Consider the following 15,228-nt stretch of genomic DNA (forward strand, 5'->3'; position numbering starts at 1 on the left):
GGGCGCCCGGGTTGAAGGAAACATACTGCCAGCATCGGCGATGGCCATGCTGCACCAAAGCCGAAAGCCAGTGCCGGGGGCGCAGGGCTCGCCGCTCTCTGGTCTTATGGCCGGCCCGGTTTCCGCATCCAGTCCGGCATGATCCCGGGCGCCTTACCCGTCAGCGCCGCCCGAACGCATTGCGCAAGGTTGCCGAACCTGACGGCGCGACCGGACAGCCCCGGCCCGTAATGGGCATACTTCCCGGAATTGGTCATCACGGCATGCGTCTGGACCGGAAAGACCGGCTCGGAGATCGAGCACCAGCACAGATCGGGCAGAACCGTCACGCCGCTTGCCTCGAGCATTGCCAGCACCCCCTCGGCGCGGGCCAGCGCGAGCGTGTCGCGGCCGGTGGTCAGGATGGTGGGGATGACGACCCTGTCCCCCGCAAGCCCTCGTGCCAGGGCACGGCATTCGTTCAGCGAGGCGTGGGGACTGCCCAGGGCCACAAGGTCGACATCCTCGGGACCGTCGTTCAAAAGCCGCCAGCCATCCTCCAGGTCGGCATGCGTGATCCGGCAATGATCGGCATCGTCGGCGATCAGTTCGGCCTCGGGCGTGACGGCCTCGACATGCAGCATCGCCGCGCCCGAGGTGGTGCCGAAAGCCGCGCAAAGGGCCTTCAACTCGTCCGTGCCGGGCTGCGCCGGCGCAAGGCCGCGCAGCAGCGGAATGCGATCGGGCGACACCTTGCCCGCAAGATAGCCCACCAGCGGCCAGAACGCATCATCCGCATCGGGTGGAAGGTCCACGTCGATGATGCGGCGCGCCTTGCGGTTCTCGTCCAGATAGACGCCGGACAAGGGCGCCCTGCCGGTGATCGCAATGCACAGATCCAGAAAATCCGGATGTTTCGCCGTGCGTGCGCCAAGGACGCTGTTGGCATGGATGACGGCATTCGATTCCGCCCAGGCGATGGCCTCGCCCCTGCCCGGCGCACTGTCCAGAAGATAGGGAGAGCAGGTAAAGGTCGGCCGGCATCCCATCCTGACATAGGCATCGGCCAGCCGCTGTGCCGGATTGCCAAGGCTGGGGGGAACGCCTTGCCGGCGCCAGTTCTCGCGATCGACGGAAATCGCGTTCATCGTCGTCGGAACCGTCACCCGGGCGCCCATCTCGACCATGCGCTCGGCAAAGGTCAGGTTCGCCGGGCTGGCATAGATGCATCCGTCGATATGCGCCTGCGTGACATCCACAAGACACCGCGCCCCCTGCTGGGCCGCCATCGCGCAGATGATCCGCATGGCCTGGGCGGCGGCCGTCCCGTTCCCGCCATCGAGGATCGCGCGATCCTGCCCGGTCAGGACCAGCGACGCGGTGCCGGGGGGCTGGACCGCAATCGACAGATCGCCGGCCGTGATCCGATCCAGGCCGATCCGCGCCGACGCCTGGCCGCTCAGCACATCGAATGCCGAAGGCGACAGGCGCAGGACCGGCAACGCCTTGCCGAACATCTCGGCGGCGATCAGGGCGCCCAGGGTGACCACATCCTCGGGCTCGGAAAAGACCAGGGCCGCCGGGCCGCGACCCGACAGGACCAGATCCAGCAGCACCCCCGATCCCGTGCAGGATCCCCGGGTCGAGGGCATTATCAGGACGCGCCCGGCAATGGAGCGCCCCTGCAACGGATGATGCACGTCGATGATCCTGCCGGTGGCCGGATCCACCCCGCCCCAGAAGCTGAGCGGTTCGTCCGAAAACAGGATGGGCCCGTCTGCGATGCCCGGCAGGATGCTGGATGCGGTCATGGTCATCTGCTTGGTCTCCGGTCGGTCGTGGCTTTATTGGTTCGGCGTCGGCGCAACGCCCCGGGGTCTACTGGAGATCGACGAAATGGCGATGCTGCCCGGCGGGCCAGGCACCGACGACATCAAGGGAAAGGCGCGGGCGCATCCGGGTTCTTCCTTCTTCAGGCTGCGGGGCCGGGCATGAGCGCCTCGATGCGGCGCAGAAGATCGCTCGGCACGCCGACGCCGGACGCATGACTGCGCGAGCGGGCGGCATATCGCCGCTCCGACGGCAGCCGCAGGCCCGGCTGCGCCTTCGCATCCAGAAAGAACCGCTCGGCGACGGCGGGTGCCGATCCGCCCAGCGAAGCGGGATCCAGCGCGATGAACAGCTCGCCTCCCGGCGGCGGGCCGTCGTCCCGATGGCCAAGCGCGGCCACCTGCTTGCTGGTCAACTCGCCGATCAGGGGGCCCGCGATCAGCTCGACCATCATGGACAGCGCCGAACCCTTGTGCCCGCCAAAGGGAAGAAACGCGCCGGAGAGGGCCTCGGCCGGGTCGAGCGTGGGCCGCCCCTCCGCGTCGATCCCCCAGCCCGCGGGAATCGGCTCGCCCGCAAGGCGTTTCAGCTCGACCTCGCCCCGCGCCGCCGCGCTTGTCGCGAAATCGAAGATGAACGGGGCGCCGTCGGGCCGCGGCCAGCCGAAGCCGATGGGATTGGTGCCCATCAGCGGCGCGCTGCCGCCATGGGGTGCGACCGAGCATTGGCCCACGACGAAGCACCACGCCACCAGCCCCGCCTCGACCAGCGGTTCCAGATCGGCCCAGAGGGCCGAAAAATGATGCGTCCGGCCAATCGCCATTGCGGCAATGCCGTTTTCGCGGGCCGCCGCAATCAGATGCGGGCGCGCAAGGTTCGCCGCGAACGGGGCAAAACCCTTGTCGCCGTCGACTTGCAGCAAGGCCGGTCTCAGCCGCCGAACCCGTGGCTGCGCGGTCGGGTTCACGCGCCCTGCACGCAGGCCCGCGACATAGCCCTCGACCCGATACAGGCCATGCGATCGACAGGCGTCGGCCTCGGCCCGGGTGACGATGTCGGCAATGGCCTCGGCCTGGTCTCGCGACAGGCCGTTTGCCGTCAGCACCGACAGGACGAGGGCGAATATCTCGTCAAGCGTCATCGTCACCCTGGTTTCCATCGCGCCCGTCCAGATCGAAAGAAGGGTGACGACGCGCGCCGGGATGGCGCGCATCGTTGCCGGCCGGCCCGCCCGGTTCAGGCGGAAAAGGCGCCGCTCACAGCGCCGCGCCGATTTCGCGCAACTGCTCGATCACCGGCGCTTTCGGCATCCAGATCTTGTCGAAGGCGGCGATGATCTCGGTCGTGTCCTCCTGGGGGACCTCGTGCATTGGCACCCCGGTCTGGCGGAGGTTCTCGATCAGCGCCGGCTCCTCGCCCGCCAGGCTGTCGATCTGCTCGTCCAGCACGGTCCTGACCGCCCCGGCGATCAGCTCGCGATCAGCCTCCGGCATGGCCGTCCAGACCCGGCCCGAGGCGACCGCGGCCGCCGGCATGAACACCGCGTTCATGCGCAGGATGGACTTTGCCACCTTGTCGAAGCGCTGGTTCCACGAGAACTCGATATCGGCCTCCAGCCCGTCGACCTGACCGTTCGACATGGCGTCGAAGACCTGCGGCGTCGGAATCGGCGTCGGCGCCGAGCCCAGCAGCTGGTAGAAGTCGCGATAGACCGGCGTCGGGTTGATGCGCAGCTTCATGCCGTTCAGGCCGGCGATGCTGTCGATGGGCTTGACCGAAAACACCGTGCGCATGCCGGTGATGGCCCAGCCAAGGCCGATGGTGCCGGTCTGCCGGGGCAGCACGTCGAACAGCTTCAGCACCTCCGGGTGGCGGACCAGCCTGGCCACGGCATCGGTCGAGCGCACCAGATAGGGCGCATTGATCGCCGCGATATGCTCGACGCGAGAGCCCAGTTCGGCGGCCTGGATGATGCCCATGTCCAGCGCCCCCGATTGCAGCTGCTGCATCATCGCAGGCTCGTTGCCCAGCTGGCCGGAGTGGAAGACGGTCATCGTCAGGCGGCCGTCGCTTTGCTGGGCAAGGCGCTCGGCCAGGCGCAGCGCCGCGTCGTTCCACGAATGGCCGACCGGGGTGATCAGGCCAAGGCGCAACTGGGTCGATTGCGCGCGGGCCACCTGTGGGGCCGCGAAAGGCAGGGCCGCAGCCCCGGCGACAAGCTGGCGGCGGGAAATCTTGATCATTGCAACGCTCCTCTGTTGGTTGGGTTTTATCCGATGAAGATCAACGAGATGGCCGGGAACACCGACAGGATCACCAGAAGGACGCAGGTGATCAGGAAGAACGGCATGGTCACCATGAACATCCGCCCGGGATTGGCCCCCGTCGCGGCGGCGGCGACGAAGAAGCACAGGCCGACCGGCGGCGACAGCAGCCCCAGCACCAGGTTGATCACCACGACGACGCCGAAATGATGCGGGTCGATGCCATAGACCTCGGTGGCGATCGGCAGCAGGATCGGAACCGTCATGATCAGGCCGGGAATGCCGTCGATCACCGTGCCGATCACCAGCAGGATCACGTTGGCCAGCAGCATGAAGGTCACCGGGTCCTTGGCCACGGTCTGGATCCAGCCGGCGACCTCTTGCGGGACGCGCCCGAACACGAGGATCCAGGACAGCACCCCCGCCGCCACGACCAGGAACAGCACGATGGCCGAGTAAAGCCCCGCCCGGGTCATGATCGCCGGCATGTCCGAGAAACGCAGCCGCCTCGTCCAGAAGCGGCCGATGAGCAGCGACATCACCGCGCCGACGGCACCGGCCTCGGTCGCGCTGGCAAGACCCGAAAAGATCGAGCCGACGATGACGATGGGGATCGACAGCGACGGCACCGCCGCCCAGACCGTGGCGGCGCGCTGCTTGAATGTCTGCGGCTCGCTGCGCGGGAATTTCTGGTAATGGCCGATGATGGCGATCACCACGCAGAACAGCGCGGTCAGGATCAGCCCCGGCACCAGCCCCGCCATCAGCATGTCCGACACCGAGACCTGCGCCATGACGCTGTAGACCACGAACATGACCGAGGGCGGCATGATCGACCCCAGCATCCCGCCATAGGCGGTCAGCCCTGCGGAGAAGTCCTTGTCGTAGCCCTTTTTCTCCATCTCGGGGACCATGATCTGCGACATGATCGCCACCTGCGCCGTGGCGGAGCCGAGGATCGAGGCCACGAACATGTTCGCGATGGCGTTGACATAGGCCAGCCCGCCGCGCAGCGAGCCGACGAAGGCCATGGCCATATCGACGATCTTCTTGGTGATGCCGCCCGCGTTCATGATCTCTCCGATCAGGACGAACAGCGGGATGGCGATCAGGCCATAGCTGTCCACCGCGTTGAACATCTGCAAGGGATAGCTTTGGAACAGCACCATGTTGCCGCTGGCCAGCACATAGACGATGGCCGCGACGCAGAGGCACAGGCCGATGGGCACGCCCACCAGCATCACGACCAGAAAGGCGGTTGAGGTCAGCATCAGTTCACCGCCTCCTCGGCGTTGATCATCGTCGCGCGCTGGACCCTGGGGACCGCGCCCACGTCTTCCAGCAGGTTGGCGATACCGTGGAGGGTCATCGTCAGGGCAAAGATCGGCAGGATCAGATACAGGACCCAGGTCGACCAGTTCAGGGTCTGCGTGCGCTCGGTATAGATGAAGTTGAAGGTCTGGCCGGCGAATTCGCGGGCGTCGAAACCCGCACGCGCGATGCCCAGGGGTTCGAACCAGAGCCAGCACATCACGGCAAGGCCGATGCCGAACAGGACGACGACGATGGTCGCCACTACCCTGGCCACCCGCGCCGCGCCGGGCGACAGCCGCTCGGTCAGCATCGTCACGGCAAAGTCCAGCCGCAGCCGCGTCATCGTCGAGGCGCCGATGAAGGTCAGCCAGACCATGCAATAGACCGCAAGCTCATCGATCCAGTAAAGGGGCATCCCCAGGTAGCGGGTGACCACGTTCAGCAGGATCGCGCCGCTGAGCAGCGCCATCAGCGTTGCGACGGCACGGCGCTCGACGACCAGCAGGCCCTCGGACGCGCGGATCAGCGGGGACCATCTGCCTGGCGGGGCGGAGGGGCTTGGATGTCGTGGCATGGAGGGCACCTCTTGGGTGTGAGTGGTCTTCGGGAAGCGGCCCGCGGCGGCCGATCCCATGCTTTCTCATGCGCCCCGGCCAGCGGTCAGGACGTCGGTCTTTCGTTTGCATCGCGCCGTGGTGCGCAGGTCTGATCGCGCCGTCGCGCGTCGGTTTCAGCGCGCCGTCACGCGCTCACTTCACCACGAAGCCATGGGCGAAGGGGTCGCGCTCGGCATCGATGAAAATCGTGTTCAGCCCGGTCTGGCGCGCCCATCCGGCGATCGAGGGGATGATGGCGTCGCGGCCCGCCACGGTCGCGGCGGCCTCGACCCGGCCCTTGAAGATCGAGCCGATGATCGACTCGTGCCAGAACTCGTCGCCGATCCCCAGCTTGCCCCTGGCCGCAAGCTGCGCCATCCGGGCCGAGGTGCCGGTGCCGCAGGGACTGCGGTCGATGGCCTTGTCGCCATAGAAGACGGCGTTGCGGGCATGGGCGCCGGGCACGGTCGGCGCGCCGGTCCACTGGATGTGGCTCAGCCCGCTGATCTCGGGGTGCTCGGGATGGACGAACTCGTATTTCTGGTTCAGCGCCGCGCGCAGCGTCAGCGACCAGCCGATCAACTCGCCCGCCGTATGGTCGGCCATGTCGCGGAAATTCTTCTGCGGTTCGACGATGGCATAGAAATTGCCGCCATAGGCCACGTCCACGACGATCTCGCCCAGACCCTCGACCTCGGCCGTCAGGCCCTCGGCGTACAGGAAGCCGGGCACGTTGGTCAGCCGGACCTCCTCGACATGGCGGCCCTCCTGCCGGTATTCGATGTCCACCTTGCCCGCCGGGGTCTCGATGGACAGGCGGCCGGGCGTGCGGGGGACGATCAGCCCGTTCTCGATCCCCATGGTGATCGTGCCGATGGTGCCGTGGCCGCACATGGGCAGGCAGCCCGAGGTCTCGATATACAGCACCGCCACGTCGCAATCCCCGCGCGTCGGCGGATAGAGGATCGCGCCCGACATCATGTCATGGCCGCGCGGCTCGAACATCAGGCCGGTGCGGATCCAGTCGAACTCGCGCAGGAAATGCGCGCGCTTTTCCAGCATGGTCGCGCCCTCCAGCCGCGGCGCGCCGCCCGCGACCAGGCGCACCGGGTTGCCGCAGGTATGGCCGTCGATGCAGGGAAAGATGTATTGGGTCATGATCGCCTCAGAAACGCGCGGGAGAGAACGGTGCCAGATCGATGCCGGGATCCTCGCCGGCCAGCAGGCCGGTCACGATCCGCGCCGTGCCCGCCGATTGCGTCAGGCCCAGATGGCCGTGCCCGAAGGCGCAGACGACGTTCGGATGGCCGGGCAAGGGGCCGATGGCGGGCAGGCTGTCGGGCAATGACGGGCGAAAGCCCATCCATTGCTGCCCGCCCGTTGTCCTGAGCCCCGGCAGGAACGCCTTGGCCTTTTTCAGCATCGCCTCGGACCGCCTGTAGTTCGGGGGCAGCTTCAACCCGCCCAGCTCGACCGCGCCGCCGACGCGGATGCCCGAGGACAGTTTCGTGATGACGAAGCCGTGCCCCCCGAAGGTGACCTGGCAGCGCAGGTCGAAGGCATCCGCCGGCAGCGTGGTGTTGTAGCCGCGCTCGGTCTCCAGCGGGATGCGGACCCCCAGCGTCCGGGCCAGCAGATGCGAGAACGCCCCCGCCGCCAGCACCACCCGCCCGGTCAGCTTGCCCGAGGCGGTCAGCACCCCGTCATCGGCCAGCCCGGTCGCCTCGGCGATGACGATTTCGCCGCCCCTCGCGCGGAAACGGTCAGCCAGCGCCAGCGTGTAGTCGCGCGGATCGGCGATGGAATACCAGCCGGGCGTGAAGGTGCCATGGGTGAAGCGCGGCGCGAGGCCGGGCTGGACGCCCGCCATCTCATCCGCCGCCATGTGCCGGAACGCGATGCCATGTTCCTCTCGCGCGCGCCAGCCGGGCAGCGAGGCGTCGAACTCGGCCTGCGATTCATAGACCTGGAGGTTTCCCTCCTTGCGCAGCATCGGCAGGGTTCCGGTCGCGGCAAGAAAGGGCTCCAGCTCGGCCTTGGACAGGTCCATCAGCGCCGTCTGCGCGGCGGTCGAGGCGCGCACCCGCGCGGGCGAGCAGGCCCGCCAGAAGCGAAGCATCCAAGGCGCGATCCGCAGCGCGTAGGAAGGCGGCACGGTCAGCGGGCCCAGCGGGTCCAGCAGCCATTTCGGCGCCTGCCGCATGATCCGGGGCGAGGCCAGCGGCAGGATGTCGGTAAAGGCGAAGGCACCGGCATTGCCGGCCGAGGCGCCCGCGGCCGGTCCCTCGCGGTCGACCACCTGCACCGCGAAGCCCCGCGCCTGCGCCGCCAGCGCGACGGACAGGCCGACGACGCCCGCACCGATGACGACGACCTTGCCGGTCATTGCCGGGTGCTCGACAGGAACTTGCGCGTCTCGGGATGCTGCGGGTCGCCGAAGATCTGCTGCGGCGGCCCGATCTCGGCCATGACGCCCTGGTGGAAGAAGGCCACCCGGTCCGACACGTCGCGCGCAAAGGCCATCTCATGCGTGACCAGGATCATCGTCATGCCCTCTTGGGCCAGCATCTTCAGCGTGTCCAGGACCTCGCCCACCAGTTGCGGGTCAAGCGCCGAGGTCACCTCGTCGAACAGCATGTATTCGGGCGACATGGCCAGCGCGCGGGCGATCGCCATGCGCTGCTGCTGGCCGCCCGACAGCCGGCCCGGATAGGTCTTGAGCTTGTCGCCCAGCCCCACATGGGTCAGTTGCCGGACGGCGATCTCCTCGGCCTCGGCCCTTGCCATCCCCAGCACCTTGCGGGGCGCCAGGGTGACGTTTTCCAGCACGGTCAGGTGCGGAAAGGCGTTCCACTGCTGGAACACGATCCCGACCTTGCGGCGCAGCTTGTTGAGGTCGGTGGATTTCGCGTGAACCTCGGTCCCGTCGATCAGGATGCGGCCGGAATCGATCGGCTCCAGCCCGTTGATGCAGGTCAGGAGCGTCGACTTGCCCGACCCCGAGCCGCCGATGATCGTGACCACCTCGCCCTTGCTGACCGTCAGGTCGATGCCCTTCAGAACCTCCAGCTGGCCGAAGGATTTGCGGACATGTTCGATCTCAATCATTGGACCACCGTTTTTCCAGATAGCCGCCGAACCGGGCCAGCGGGAACGAGATGACGAAATAGAAGGCGCCGCAGATCATCAAGAGCAGCAGCGGTTCCTGAAGCCGCGTGATCAGGATCTGGGTCGAGCGCAGAAGCTCGGTCACCTGGACGACATAGACCAGCGCCGAGTCCTTCATCACGCCAAGCGCCAGCCCGATCCAGGACGGCAGCGCGACCCGCGTGGCCAGGGGCAGGACGATCTCGCGCATGTCCTGGCCCCAGGTCATGCCAAGCGAGCGCGCCGCGCGCCGCGTCGTCGCCGGCACCGCCTCGATCCCGCCCCTCACGATCTCGGCGCAATAGGCGGCGGTATACATCGACAGCACGATGCAGGCGACGGTAAAGCCCGACATGTTCAGCCGCAGGATCGTGCCCATGAAGGCATTGGCCAGCACAAGCTGGATCAGCAGCGGGATGGACCGGAAGATGTCCAGGACGAAGATCAGCGGCGCGGCCCAGATCGCGCCCAGTTGATAGCGGATGACGCCGAAGACGATGCCCAGGACGGTGCCGGCGATCACCGAGATGATCGTGACCACGATGGTCATGCCGGCGCCCTTGGCCAGAAAGACGAAATCGGCGGTCGTCAGTGCGGTATCGAACATCGGACGGCCCTCAATACCGGAACAGCCGGGCGGCGATCAGCCGCGCGCCAAGGGTGACGATCTTGGTGATGGCGTAGAAGATCACCGCGGCCAGGGCGAACAGCTCGAACGTGCGGAAGGTCAGCGCATTCAGGTCCTGGGTGACGCCGTAAAGGTCGGTATTCATCCCCACGGTAACGCCCAGCGAGGTCATCAGGATCGCCCAGACCATCTGGTTCGTCATCGGCAGGAACGAGATGCGCAGCATCTGCGGCAGCACGACATGACGGAACGCCCCCGCCGCCCCCATGCCCAACGACCGGGCAGCGCGGGTCTGCGTGTCGGGGATGGCCTTCAGCGCGCCGCGGAAATTCTCGGTCAGGTAGCCGGCATTGTTGAAGGTGATGCCGATCAGGATCGACAGGAACGGGCTCAGATGCAGGCCGAAGCTGCCCAGCCCGAAATGCGCCATGTAGATCTGGAACAGCGCCGGGGTGTTGCGCGCGATCTCGACCCAGGTCTTCGCGACGGCGGACAGGATGCGGATGCCCGACAGGCGGAACATGGTCAGGATGATCGCCAGCAGGATGCCCAGCACCATCGACAGGATCGCCACCTGCATGGTGACGACGGCGCCATCCAGCATCTGCGGAAGCCGCGCCATCGCCTGCTTCCATTGGAAGGTATAGTTGAACATGGCCGTCTCGCAGCTGCCAGGAAGCATCGGGGCGGCGCGACGACCGCGCCGCCCCGGCGATATCAGCGATAGACGCCGTCGACGGTCAGGGAGGGCAGGTCGCCTCCGACCCATTTCTCGTAAAGTTCGGCATAGCGGCCGGTGCGGACCTGCTGGTTCACGAACAGGTTCAGGTAGTTGATGAGGCCGTATTCCTCGCGATTGGTGAACAGGGCCACATAGTCGATGTCGAAGGGCGCCTTGCCCACCACCGAGATGCCGGGGAAATTGCCGGTCTTGACGTTCGACTGCGCCACGGTCGAGGTCGAGACGGTGGCGTCAAGCTGGCCCTGGCTCAGCGCCAGGAACACGTCCGCCTGGGTCTGGTAGGGGCGGAAGGTGCCCTCGCCCCATTCCTTGACCTGTTTTTCAAGCGCGATGGCCTCGAAGGTGCCGGCGGTCGCGCCGACCGTCTTGCCCTTCATGTCCTCGAAGCTGGCGATGCCCGACTTGTCGTTGGCCGTCACCGCCATCTCGAAGGCGAAATAGGGGATGGACATGCCGACCGTCTTGGCGCGTTCCAGCGTGTCCGAGGTCGAGGCGACGCCGACATCGACCCGGCCCGACATCAGTGCCGGAATCCGCTCGGGAAAGGGCGTTTCGACGATCTCGGCCTTCACGCCAAGCGCGGCGGCCAGGTCGTTGCAATAATCGACGTCGAAGCCGACCGGGGTGTTGCTTTCGTCGCGCATCCCCATGGGCGGGAAATCCAGGACGACCGCGCAGCGCAGGGTGCCCGAGGCGATGATGTCATCCAGCTTGTCGGCATGGGATGGCGCGGCAAACGCCGCAGCGGCGGCCAGCAGGCTGATCGCGAACGTGGGTTTCATGAACCTTCTCCTGTCAGTTCCCTGTCGGCCTTTTCCCGGCCGATTCCATGGCTGCCACTATCCGCAGGTTTCCCCCGCAACGCAAATTAAAAATACAACTAATATACAAAAAGTGGACGAAGCCCGCCGGACAGCGGGCTTCCCTGATGCTCAGCGCAGATCCTCGGGCAGCAATGCCTCTGGGAAGCCTTGGTAGCATACGGGTCTGAGGAACCTTCGGATGGCCATGGTTCCGACCGAGGTGGCGCCGAAATTGGTGCTGGCGGGATAGGGGCCGCCGTGGACCATCGCGTCGCAGACCTCGACCCCCGTCGGAAAGCCGTTCACCAGCACCCGGCCCGCCTTGCGCTCCAGCACTGGCAAAAGCTCGCGCGCAGCCGCCAGGTCGGCATCCTCCATGTGGATGGTCGCGGTCAGCTGCCCCTCGAAGCCGCGCGCCAGGTGCAGCATCTCCTCCATGCCGCGCACCCGCACGACCAGGCCCAGCGGGCCGAACACCTCCTCGCCAAGCGCCTGGTCCTGCAGCCAGGCCGCGGCCGTGGTCTCGTAGAGGTTCGGGCTCGCCGTTCGGCCGTCGCTTTCGGTGGCCAGCAGCGGCTTCACCGCATTGCGCGCCTCGAAACGCGCCTTACCGTCGCGATAGGCGCGGGCGATGCCCTCGGTCAGCATCACCTGCGGGCCGACCTGCGCCAAGGCCGCCCTGGCGGCTTCGGCGAAGCGGTCGGCATCCGCGCCGTCCAGGACCACCGCGATGCCCGGATTGGTGCAGAACTGCCCGGCCCCCATGCTCAGCGACCCGGCCCAGCCCTGCCCCAGCGACTCGGCCCGGGCGCGCATGGCCTCGGGCAGAAGAAACATCGGGTTGACCGAGCCCAGCTCGCCGAAGAACGGGATCGGCTCGGGGCGCGCGGCGCAGAGGTCGAAGAGCGCCCGGCCCCCGGCCAAGCTGCCGGTAAAGCCCACCGCCTTGACCAGCGGATGCTGGACCAGCGCCTCGCCCACCTTGCGGTCGCCACCCTGCACCAGGCTGAAGACCCCCGGATGCGTGCCGGTCTTCGCGATGGCGGCATGGATCGCCTCGGCGACGATCTCGCCGGTGCCGGGATGGGCGCTGTGCCCCTTGACCACAACGGGACAACCTGCGGCCAGCGCGGCGGCTGTGTCGCCGCCCGCCGTGGAAAAGGCCAGCGGGAAGTTCGAGGCGCCGAACACCGCCACCGGCCCGATGGGCCGCTGCACCATGCGGAGATCGGGGCGCGGCAAAGGCTGGCGGTCCGGCAGCGCCGGGTCGTGGCGGCGGTCGAGATGGTCGCCTTTGCGGATATGCGCGGCAAAGAGCCGAAGCTGGCCCACGGTGCGGCCGCGCTCGCCCTGCAGCCGCGCCTCGGGCAGGCCGGTTTCCTGGGTGCCGATCGCGGTGATCGCCTCGGCGCGGGCTTCGATCTCGTCGGCGATGGCCTCAAGCAGCGCTGCCCGTTCCTCGCGCGGAGCATGGCCGAAGGACCAGAACGCCGCCTCGGCCGCCTCGCAGGCCCGGTTCACCAGCGCGACCGTGCCGACCGAAAACGCGTGCGAGGGGCCATGCGCCGGCTCGCTGGTGAATCGCTGCTCGCTGGCGATCCACTCGCCACCGATCAGGTGCTTGCCGTGGGGGGTAAAGGTCATCGCCGATCCTTCCTTTCAAGATCACCGGCAGAGGCCCGGTCCCGAAATGGGCCTCAACCGCCTTTGAGCTTTTGTATATTTCATGTATGCAAGAAGTCAATCACGGATGAACCACCGCGCCAGAGAGGAAATCATGGAACAGACACTGACCTTCGAAGCCTTGCGACAGCGCATCGAAAGGATCTTTCGGCAGGCCGGGATGAACGCGGTCCAGGCCGCCTCGCTTTCGCGCGTGATCGCGGCCGGAGAGCGGGACGGCTGCAAGTCGCACGGCATCTATCGGATCGAAGGGGTCCTGCGCACGCTGAAGGCCGGCAAGGTCAAGGGCACGGCCGAACCGGAACTCGATCCCGGCAGCGACGGGGCCGTCGTGCGGGTCAATGCGCAGGGCGGCTTTTCCAACCCCGCCTTTGAACTTGGCCTGCCCGTCCTGGCGGATCGCGCGAAGCAATTGGGACTGGCGGCGCTGGTGATCAACGACTGCACCCATTTCGCCGCCCTGTGGCCCGAGGTCGAGGCGGTCGCGGATCACGGCCTTGCCGCGATGGTGATGTGCCCCAGCTATGCGACGGTGGCGCCGGCCGGCGGCACGCGGCCCCTGCTGGGCACCAATCCCTTCGCCTTCGGCTGGCCACGGCAGGGGCGCGAGCCCTATGTCTTCGATTTCGCGACCTCGGTCGCGGCCCGGGGCGAGATCGAACTGCACCGGCGCGCCGGCAAGCCCTTGCCCGAGGGCTGGGCGATGGACGCATCGGGCCAGCCCACCACCGATCCCGAGGCGGCACTGGCAGGTGCCATGCTGTCCTTTGGCGGGCACAAGGGATCGGCCATCGGCACGATGATCGAGCTGCTCGCGGGCGTCATGATCGGCGACCTGACCAGCCCCGAGGTTCTGGATTTTCTGGGCACCACGACGCTTGCCCCCTTTCACGGAGAGCTGATCCTGGCCCTGTCGCCCGAGAAATTCGCGGCCGGCCGCAAAGGCGATCCTTTCGCGCGGGCCGAACTGCTGTTCGGGGCGATCCGGGACCAGGGTGCCCGCCTGCCCTCGCAACGCCGGTTCGCCGCGCGGCAAAAGGCGCTGGCAGAGGGGATCGCCCTGACCGGGGCAGAGGTTGCTCAGCTTGATCGCCTGCTCGAACTGGGCCTCGACGCGATCGCATGAGGCGAAAGGAAAAGGCCCTTCCGACACCGGAAGGGCCCTGGACCGCGATCGTCAGGCCGCGTATTTCTGCACTGCGCCCGGCTGCTTGCTCCATTCCGCATACCAGGTCTTGAACTGGTAAAACTGCTTTTCGGCCCAGGCCCGCTGGCTGGGGGTCAGTTCGTCGGTTTCATTGAAGTGCAGGCTGTATTCCGCCTCGCCCAGCAGGACCATCATGTGCTTGTAATACAGCACCAGGTCCGTCCCCTCGTCCCAGGAGGACAGCACCTCCAGCGCCTCGCCCAGTTCCTGCGCGCGCTGCCGCGCGTCCGCGTCACCGGCGGCTGCCGCCTTCGACAGCGCGACGAAATGCAGGATCTCGCGGGGGAGGACGTTGCCGATGCCGGTGATGGTGCCGGTGGCGCCGCATTTGACATAGCCGTGATAGACGCCGGTATCGACCCCGGCCATCAGGATCACGCTTTCATCGGCGCTGGTGATATGCTCGGCGGCATAGCTCATCGCCCTGGCGCCGCCGAATTCCTTGAAGCCGACAAGGTTCGGATGCTCGGCCCGCAGCGCGAAGAACAGGTCCGCCTTGGTCTCGAACCCGTAATAGGGGCTGTTGTAGATCACCGCCGGCAGGTCGGGCGCGGCCGCCAGGATCGCCTTGAAATGATGGCGCTGCGCCGTGGCCGAGGCGCCGCGCGACAGCACACGGGGAATGACCATCAGCCCCGCCGCGCCGATCTTCTGCGCATGGGCGGCATGGGCTGCGGCCAGGGCCGAGTTCACCGCCCCCGTCCCCACGATCACCGGCAGCCCGGCCTTGACCAGCCGTTCCACCCCTTCCATCCGCTGCGCATCGGTCAGAAGCGGCCAGTCGCCCATCGAGCCGCAATAGACCACCGCCGACATTCCCGCCGCGATCAGTTCCTGCCCCTTGCGCACCAGGGCGTCGTAATCGGGCCGGCGGTCGGCGGTGCAGGGTGTCATCAGGGCGGGAATGACGCCGGTGAAGATCTGGGTGTTCATCGATGATGGCTCCTTCTGTCGCGCAGGGGCGGGATGGCTGATTCTCTCAGCCGCCATCTTAGTCCTTGCATTTTATTTGTCGACAAAGAATCGACGTGACCC

14 protein-coding genes are annotated in these 15,228 nt (G+C 67.1%); 1 reads left to right on the forward strand and 13 read right to left on the reverse strand.

The genetic code is table 11. From position 1 onward, the window contains the following. Positions 1-104 precede the first annotated feature (104 nt). The 12 genes from lhpI to QPR87_RS01295 all read right to left on the reverse strand — a co-directional run bounded on the left by lhpI (position 105) and on the right by QPR87_RS01295 (position 12,947). Positions 105-1,796, reverse strand: a complete 1,692-nt coding sequence (gene lhpI / locus QPR87_RS01240) for a cis-3-hydroxy-L-proline dehydratase (RefSeq protein WP_285047853.1) — start codon at positions 1,794-1,796, stop codon at positions 105-107. Positions 1,797-1,951: 155 nt separating this feature from the next. Next, positions 1,952-2,950 (reverse strand): Ldh family oxidoreductase, encoded by a 999-nt coding sequence (locus tag QPR87_RS01245; protein ID WP_285048065.1) that lies wholly within the window; start codon positions 2,948-2,950, stop codon positions 1,952-1,954. 115 nt (positions 2,951-3,065) lie between these two features. After that, the gene (locus tag QPR87_RS01250; RefSeq protein WP_285047856.1) at positions 3,066-4,052 is read right to left on the reverse strand and encodes a TRAP transporter substrate-binding protein; all 987 of its coding nucleotides are present in this window, start codon (positions 4,050-4,052) and stop codon (positions 3,066-3,068) included. 26 nt (positions 4,053-4,078) lie between these two features. Next, positions 4,079-5,344, reverse strand: coding sequence for a TRAP transporter large permease (locus QPR87_RS01255; protein ID WP_285047859.1), 1,266 nt, complete (start codon positions 5,342-5,344; stop codon positions 4,079-4,081). Then, a complete protein-coding gene (locus QPR87_RS01260; protein WP_011751077.1) occupies positions 5,344-5,961 on the reverse strand; it encodes a TRAP transporter small permease in 618 nt (205 codons plus the stop codon). Before QPR87_RS01260 ends, QPR87_RS01255 begins: the two co-directional genes overlap by 1 nt. Before the next feature lie 175 nt (positions 5,962-6,136). Then, entirely contained in the window at positions 6,137-7,141 is a 1,005-nt protein-coding gene (locus tag QPR87_RS01265) for a 4-hydroxyproline epimerase (RefSeq protein WP_285047862.1), read from the reverse strand. A 7-nt stretch (positions 7,142-7,148) separates the two neighbouring features. Beyond that, the gene (locus QPR87_RS01270) at positions 7,149-8,369 is read right to left on the reverse strand and encodes an NAD(P)/FAD-dependent oxidoreductase (RefSeq protein WP_285047865.1); all 1,221 of its coding nucleotides are present in this window, start codon (positions 8,367-8,369) and stop codon (positions 7,149-7,151) included. Then, on the reverse strand, positions 8,366-9,091 hold the full coding sequence (locus QPR87_RS01275; protein WP_011751080.1) for an amino acid ABC transporter ATP-binding protein: 726 nt from the start codon (positions 9,089-9,091) through the stop codon (positions 8,366-8,368). The genes QPR87_RS01270 and QPR87_RS01275 overlap by 4 nt, the downstream gene beginning before the upstream one ends. Further along, positions 9,084-9,737 (reverse strand): amino acid ABC transporter permease, encoded by a 654-nt coding sequence (locus QPR87_RS01280; protein ID WP_285047872.1) that lies wholly within the window; start codon positions 9,735-9,737, stop codon positions 9,084-9,086. The genes QPR87_RS01275 and QPR87_RS01280 overlap by 8 nt, the downstream gene beginning before the upstream one ends. Positions 9,738-9,747: 10 nt before the next feature. Beyond that, positions 9,748-10,413: an amino acid ABC transporter permease gene (locus tag QPR87_RS01285; protein WP_041530723.1), complete on the reverse strand. Its 666-nt coding sequence runs from the start codon at positions 10,411-10,413 to the stop codon at positions 9,748-9,750. Positions 10,414-10,475: 62 nt separating this feature from the next. Beyond that, a complete protein-coding gene (locus tag QPR87_RS01290; protein WP_285047876.1) occupies positions 10,476-11,282 on the reverse strand; it encodes an ABC transporter substrate-binding protein in 807 nt (268 codons plus the stop codon). A gap of 150 nt (positions 11,283-11,432) precedes the next feature. Further along, positions 11,433-12,947, reverse strand: coding sequence for an aldehyde dehydrogenase (NADP(+)) (locus QPR87_RS01295; RefSeq protein ID WP_285047878.1), 1,515 nt, complete (start codon positions 12,945-12,947; stop codon positions 11,433-11,435). 133 nt (positions 12,948-13,080) lie between these two features. On the opposite strand from QPR87_RS01295, the gene QPR87_RS01300 reads away from it, so the two are divergent. Next, complete coding sequence (locus QPR87_RS01300; protein ID WP_285047880.1) at positions 13,081-14,112, forward strand: Ldh family oxidoreductase; 1,032 nt, start codon at positions 13,081-13,083, stop codon at positions 14,110-14,112. A 51-nt stretch (positions 14,113-14,163) separates the two neighbouring features. Here QPR87_RS01300 and QPR87_RS01305 read toward each other — a convergent pair whose 3' ends face one another. Continuing rightward, positions 14,164-15,126 carry a dihydrodipicolinate synthase family protein gene (locus QPR87_RS01305; protein ID WP_011751086.1) on the reverse strand — a complete coding sequence of 321 codons (963 nt, stop codon included), beginning with the start codon at positions 15,124-15,126 and terminating at the stop codon, positions 14,164-14,166. Positions 15,127-15,228: the final 102 nt, after the last annotated feature.

The organism is Paracoccus sp. SSJ (assembly GCF_030234105.1).
Taxonomy (GTDB): Bacteria; Pseudomonadota; Alphaproteobacteria; order Rhodobacterales; family Rhodobacteraceae; genus Paracoccus; species Paracoccus denitrificans.

What these genes read in the sequence shown, in the direction of transcription:
- lhpI (WP_285047853.1), bottom strand. Translation starts at nt 1,796, where the DNA reads ATGACCATGACCGCATCCAGCATCCTGCCGGGCATCGCAGACGGGCCC.
- QPR87_RS01245 (WP_285048065.1), bottom strand. Translation starts at nt 2,950, where the DNA reads ATGACGCTTGACGAGATATTCGCCCTCGTCCTGTCGGTGCTGACGGCA.
- QPR87_RS01250 (WP_285047856.1), bottom strand. Translation starts at nt 4,052, where the DNA reads ATGATCAAGATTTCCCGCCGCCAGCTTGTCGCCGGGGCTGCGGCCCTG.
- QPR87_RS01255 (WP_285047859.1), bottom strand. Translation starts at nt 5,344, where the DNA reads ATGCTGACCTCAACCGCCTTTCTGGTCGTGATGCTGGTGGGCGTGCCC.
- QPR87_RS01260 (WP_011751077.1), bottom strand. Translation starts at nt 5,961, where the DNA reads ATGCCACGACATCCAAGCCCCTCCGCCCCGCCAGGCAGATGGTCCCCG.
- QPR87_RS01265 (WP_285047862.1), bottom strand. Translation starts at nt 7,141, where the DNA reads ATGACCCAATACATCTTTCCCTGCATCGACGGCCATACCTGCGGCAAC.
- QPR87_RS01270 (WP_285047865.1), bottom strand. Translation starts at nt 8,369, where the DNA reads ATGACCGGCAAGGTCGTCGTCATCGGTGCGGGCGTCGTCGGCCTGTCC.
- QPR87_RS01275 (WP_011751080.1), bottom strand. Translation starts at nt 9,091, where the DNA reads ATGATTGAGATCGAACATGTCCGCAAATCCTTCGGCCAGCTGGAGGTT.
- QPR87_RS01280 (WP_285047872.1), bottom strand. Translation starts at nt 9,737, where the DNA reads ATGTTCGATACCGCACTGACGACCGCCGATTTCGTCTTTCTGGCCAAG.
- QPR87_RS01285 (WP_041530723.1), bottom strand. Translation starts at nt 10,413, where the DNA reads ATGTTCAACTATACCTTCCAATGGAAGCAGGCGATGGCGCGGCTTCCG.
- QPR87_RS01290 (WP_285047876.1), bottom strand. Translation starts at nt 11,282, where the DNA reads ATGAAACCCACGTTCGCGATCAGCCTGCTGGCCGCCGCTGCGGCGTTT.
- QPR87_RS01295 (WP_285047878.1), bottom strand. Translation starts at nt 12,947, where the DNA reads ATGACCTTTACCCCCCACGGCAAGCACCTGATCGGTGGCGAGTGGATC.
- QPR87_RS01300 (WP_285047880.1), top strand. Translation starts at nt 13,081, where the DNA reads ATGGAACAGACACTGACCTTCGAAGCCTTGCGACAGCGCATCGAAAGG.
- QPR87_RS01305 (WP_011751086.1), bottom strand. Translation starts at nt 15,126, where the DNA reads ATGAACACCCAGATCTTCACCGGCGTCATTCCCGCCCTGATGACACCC.